Below are 5,260 nucleotides of genomic sequence, written 5' to 3' on the forward strand. Positions count from 1 at the left end.
AATCCGGCGCAACGCCTCAGCAACAACCGCCCGACGATCCAACCCAGAAACCCCCGAAGAATCCACCAGCCGTCAACCCAACCTTTCCGAAAGTTGCTGGAGCAGTTCGTCGTCGGAGAGATCGTCGTAGTCGTCGGAGTCTCCGGGTTCGGCGGCCTCGACCAGTTCGGGAAGGACGGTGGCCAGGTAGCCGGTGAGTGCCTCCACCGTCGGGTAGTCGAAGACGACGGATGCGGGCAAGGTCTCGCCGAGGCTTTCCGAGAGGGATCGCTGCAGGGTCACGCTCATCAGTGAATCCATGCCGGATTGGAAGAATCCGGCCACCGGGTCGACCAGTCGCGGCGATGCCAATCCCATTGCCGCAGCGACTTGTTCGGTGACGTGGCCGTGTAGCAGTTCACGCCGGAGCGCCGGTTCGGTGTCGCGCAGGGCCGCTCGCAACGCGGTGGGCTGGAACGGACAGTCGCCGCCGTCGCCGTCGGCGACGAGCAGTTCGTCGACGATGTGCAGCGCCGCCCGGGTGCGGTACGCGGCGGCCAGCCTGACCCAGTCCGCGGCGACGACGGTGGCCCGGGCCGGCGCACCGGGACCGATGGCCGTGGCCAGCGCCTGGATGGCGACCTCGTCGGGCATCGGGTCGAGCCCGGAGTCGAGGGTCACCTGCCGTTCGGCGTCGGACTGGGTGTCGGTCAGCGACTTCCACAGCCCCCAGTTGATCGCGGTGGCGGGCAGGCCGGCGGCCCGGCGGGCGTAGCCGAGGGTGTCCAGGAAGGTGGTGGTCGCCGCATAGTGGGCCAGCCAGCGGGAGCCGGTCAGCCCGGAGATCGACGAGAACAGCACGAAGTAACGTACCGGGTGCGTCAGCGACAGGTTGTGCAGCACCGAGGCCGCGTCGAGCTTCGGACGGAACATCGCGACGACGTCGTCGTCGGTCATGTCGTCCAGGGTGACCGGGCCGCCACCGAAGGCGGCCAGATACACGCCCGCCAGCTCGGGCAGGTCCGCACCGAACCGATCGAACAGCGCGCCCATCGCCGCCTCGTCCGATGCGTCGGCGGCGACGGTCACCAGGGTGGTCCCGGCCCGGGACAGTTCGTCGGCCAACGCGTCCAGGCGGGTGCCCGGGTTGCGGGACACCGCCACCACCGTGCCGGCGCCCATCGCGGCCAGCTGCCGAATCAGCTGCGGGCCGATGTTGCCGGTCGCTCCGACGACCAGGTGGCTGGCCGCGCGATCCAGGGTGACCGGTGCCGGCGGCGCCGGGAACCCGGGCTGCAGCCGGGGCACCCGGCGGGCGCCGGCCCGATAGACCACCTGGTCCTCCCCGTCGCCCGCCGCCGCCTCGGCCAGCAGGTACCGCGCGACCACCACGGCGGGCACGGACTCGTCGACGTCGACGACGCCGCCCCAGATCTCCGGCTGCTCCAACGCCAGGGTGCGGCCCAACCCCCACAGCACGGCGTGGCCGGGGTCGGCCCGGTCGCCGTCGGTGACCGGCTGCGCGTTGCGGGTCAGCAGATACAGCTTCGGCGGCGGTGCGGTTGCCGCGGCGGCCCGCCCGGCCAGCGTCGTTCCGAGCATTCTGGCCGCGTCGAACAACGCGTAGCCGCGCCCGGCGTCGAGCGGCTCCGAGCCGGCGCTCGGCGCGTAGAGCACGTGCGTCACGCCGGCGACCGCGTCGCTGAGCGTCGACCCGGCCGCGGCGGTCAGCGCCGACGGCGTCAGCACCGCCGTCGATCCGCCGAGCGCCCGGGCAAGCTCGGCGCCGAGGCCATCGTCGGCGATCACCAGCCAGGAGCCCCGCGGTTCGGCCGACACCTCCGGCACCGGCCGGGTCGGCCAGGTCAGGTCGTACCACCACTCCGCCGGCACCGCCCCGGCGTTCGGCACCGTCCGATCCGCCACCGGCCGGGCCGCCCCGCCGCGAGCCGGGCCGACCTCGGCCCAGTAGCGGGTGTGCTGCCACGGGGTGCTGGGCAGCACCGGGTGCGGTTCCGGTGGATGCGGGGTCTGCGGCGGGCGGCTGACGCAGGTGCGGTTGAGGTTGGTGTGGAAGGTGACGGTGTCGTCGCCGTCGCGCCACAGCGTCCCGACGGCGTGATGGTGCTCGCCCGACTCCAACGTGTCGTCGATGGCGCGGGTCAGGATCGGATGCGCGCTGACTTCGACGAAGGTGGTGTGCTCGGCGGCGGCCGCGGCCACCGCCAGGGTCAGCCGGGCCGGCTGACGCAGGTTCGCCACCCAGTATTCGGCGTCCAGCCGGCCGGCCTCGTCGGTGACCGTGGACAGGAACGGGATGCCGGGCGTCCGCGGGTTCAGCTCCGCCAACGCGGCCCGCAGATCCGGCAGGATCGGGTCCATCAGGGCGGTGTGCGACGCGACTTCCATGTTGACCCGGCGGGCGAACCGGTTCTCCGCGCTCACCGCGGCGATCACCGCGTCGACGGGTGCCTGCGGACCGGCGACCACCGTCTGCCGCGGCGAGATGTAGCCGGCGATGCTCACCTCGGGATAGCCGGCGATCGTCCTCTCGGTCGCCTCGGCGTCGAGGTTGAGCAGCGCCACGGCGCCCTGCCCGGCGCGCTGCGACATCAGCTGCGACCGGGCCGCGATCACCCGCAGCCCGTCGGCCGGGCTCAGCGCCCCGGCCACCACCGCGGCCGTCACCTCACCCATCGAATGCCCGATGACGGCGTCCGGCTCGACCCCGTAGGACCGCCACAGTTCGGTCAGGCCCAGCTGCAGCCCCATCAGCACCGGCTGAACCCGGGCGTCCCCGCTGACCGGCTCGCCGCCGGCGATCACCTGCCAGAGTGAGAAGCCGACCTGCTCGACGAACGCCGGTTCCAGGGCGGCCAAGGCCCTGGCGAACTCCGGCTCCTCGGCCAGCAGCCGGCGGCCCATGCCGGCCCAGTGCGAACCCTGACCGGAGTACACGAACACGGTGCCGGTGCCGCACGGTCCGGCGTGCGGGCCGACCACGCCGTCGGCCGACCGCCCGGCGGCCAGCGCCTGCAGTCCGGCCACCACAGCGGCGCGGTCCCGCCCGCAGACGGTGGCGAAGCTCGGCTGCCGGCTGCGGTGGTGGTTGAGGGTGTGGGCCACGTCCGGTAGCGCCACGTCGGCGCCGTCGCGCTCCATCCAGTCCGCCAGCGCGGCCGCCGTCGACGCGATCCGCTCCGGAGTCCGTCCGGACACCACCAGCGTGCTCACCGCCGGATCGGGCTGGCCGGGAACCGCCTTGGCCGTCGGCGCCTGTTCGATGACGACATGCGCATTGGTGCCGCCGAACCCGAACGAGGAGACCCCGGCCCGCCGCGGATGCCGGGTTGTGGGCCAGCTTTGTTGTTCGGCGACGACCTTCAGCCGCAGCCGGTCGAAGTCGATATGCGGGTTGGGCTGCGCGAAGTGCAGATTCCGCGGAATCTCGCCGCGGTCCACCGCCAGCACCGCCTTGATGAAACCGGCCATGCCGGCCGCCGCCTCCAGGTGGCCCAGATTGGTCTTCACCGCGCCGAGCAGCAGCGGCGCGGTCTCCGGGCGTCCGCGCCCCAGCACCGTGCCGATCGCGCGGGCCTCGATCGGGTCACCGAGCAGCGTCCCGGTTCCGTGTGCCTCGACGTAGTCGACTTCCTGCGGATCGACGCCGGCGTTGGCGTACGCGGCCCGCAGCACCGCCATCTGCGCCGCCGGGTTCGGGGCGAGCAGTCCGTTGGAGCGGCCGTCCTGGTTGACCGCCGAACCGCGGATAACCGCGAGTACCCGGTCGCCGTCCCGCAGCGCGTCACCCAGCCGTTTGAGCACCACCGCGCCGCAGCCCTCGCCGCGGACGAAGCCGTCGGCGGCGGCGTCGAAGGCGTGGCAGGCGCCGGTCGCCGACAGCGCGCCGCTCTGGTCGAAGCCGCGGAAGACCGCCGGCGACATCAGCAGGTTCACCCCGGCGGCGACGGCGGTATCGCAGTCCTGCATCCGCAGGCTCTGCGCGGCCAGATGCAGCGCCACCAGCGACGACGAACACGCGGTGTCCACGGTGACGGAGGGCCCGCGCAGATCCAGGGCGTACGACAGCCGGTTGGCGATGATGCTCAGGGCGGCGCCGGCGTTGCTCCAGGCGTCCACGCCGGCCAGGTCGGTCGCCGCGTAGACGCCGTACTCGGTGATGCTGGCGCCGACGTACACCCCGGTCTGTGACATCCGCAGCGAGCTGGCCGGAACCCCGGCGTGCTCCAGCGCTTCCCAGGCCACCTCCAGCAGCAGCCGCTGCTGCGGGTCCATCTTGACCGCTTCCCGGCTGGATATCTCGAAGAACTCCGCGTCGAACTCGTCGATGCCGGTCAGGAACGATCCCCACCGGGTGGTGTGGGCGATGGCGTTCCCGGTCTCGGGTGAGCCGTCGTCGAACGGCGCCCAGCGCTCCGGCGGCACCTGGCCGACCGCGGACCGGCCGTCGCAGAGGAACTGCCAGTAGTCCTGCGGGCCGCCGATGTCACCGGGGAAGCGGCACCCGATGCCGATCACCGCGATCGGCTCGTCGGCACGGGGACGGCCGGGGTCGGCCACCGGATCGGCGTCGCCCTGCGGTTCGGACCCGCTGAGGAACCGCGCCAACCCGCCGATGGTCGGATGCTCCCAGAGCTCCACCGGCGACACCGGCCGGCCCAGCAACTCGGAGAGCTCACCGGTGAGGACCACGGCGTGTCGTGAGTTCGCCCCGATGTCGTTCAGCGGCACATCCACGTCGACGTCGTCGGGGCTGCAGCCGATGTTCGTCACCAGGTAGTCGACCAGCCAGTTACGGATAGCCTCTTCGTCGAAGGGTGTCGTCATGCGCGAAAGTCCATCCCCATCAGATTCCGTCCCATCCAGCCGGACTCGGCTGCACGGTGTCGAGGTCGCCGAGCAGCTCGTTCAGCACGGTGTCGGCCGAGTCGGGCAGCTCCCCCGCGTCGTCGTCGGGGTCACCCTCGGGCAACAGCTTTCCGGCGAGGTACGCCGCCAAGGCGGTGACCGTCGGGTGCCCGAACAGCATTGTCGCCGATAGTTCGATGCCGGCCAACCGCTCGGCACCGCGCCGGACCGACATCGCCATCACCGAGTTCAAGCCGAGCTCCGCGAACGGGGTGTTCAGCTCGAGCTCGGCCACCGGCATGCGCAGCTCACGGGCCAGGATGGCCCGCAGCCCGATCTCGAGTTCACCGCGCACCTCCTCGGCCGGCAGCTGCGACCACTCCCGGGCCGGTGGGTGATCCGCGTCGCCACC

The 5,260-nt window shown here is 72.2% G+C and carries 2 protein-coding genes; both read right to left on the reverse strand.

What is annotated here, in order from left to right; translation table 11 throughout:
• Positions 1-72: 72 nt before the first annotated feature.
• Entirely contained in the window at positions 73-4,827 is a 4,755-nt protein-coding gene (locus tag AC2VNT_RS04555) for an SDR family NAD(P)-dependent oxidoreductase (RefSeq protein ID WP_486945720.1), read from the reverse strand.
• A 19-nt stretch (positions 4,828-4,846) separates the two neighbouring features.
• Positions 4,847-5,260: acyl carrier protein (locus AC2VNT_RS04560; protein WP_486945721.1), on the reverse strand; the 414-nt coding region annotated here is incomplete at its 5' end.

This window comes from Mycobacterium sp. TH-M15 (assembly GCF_057473705.1).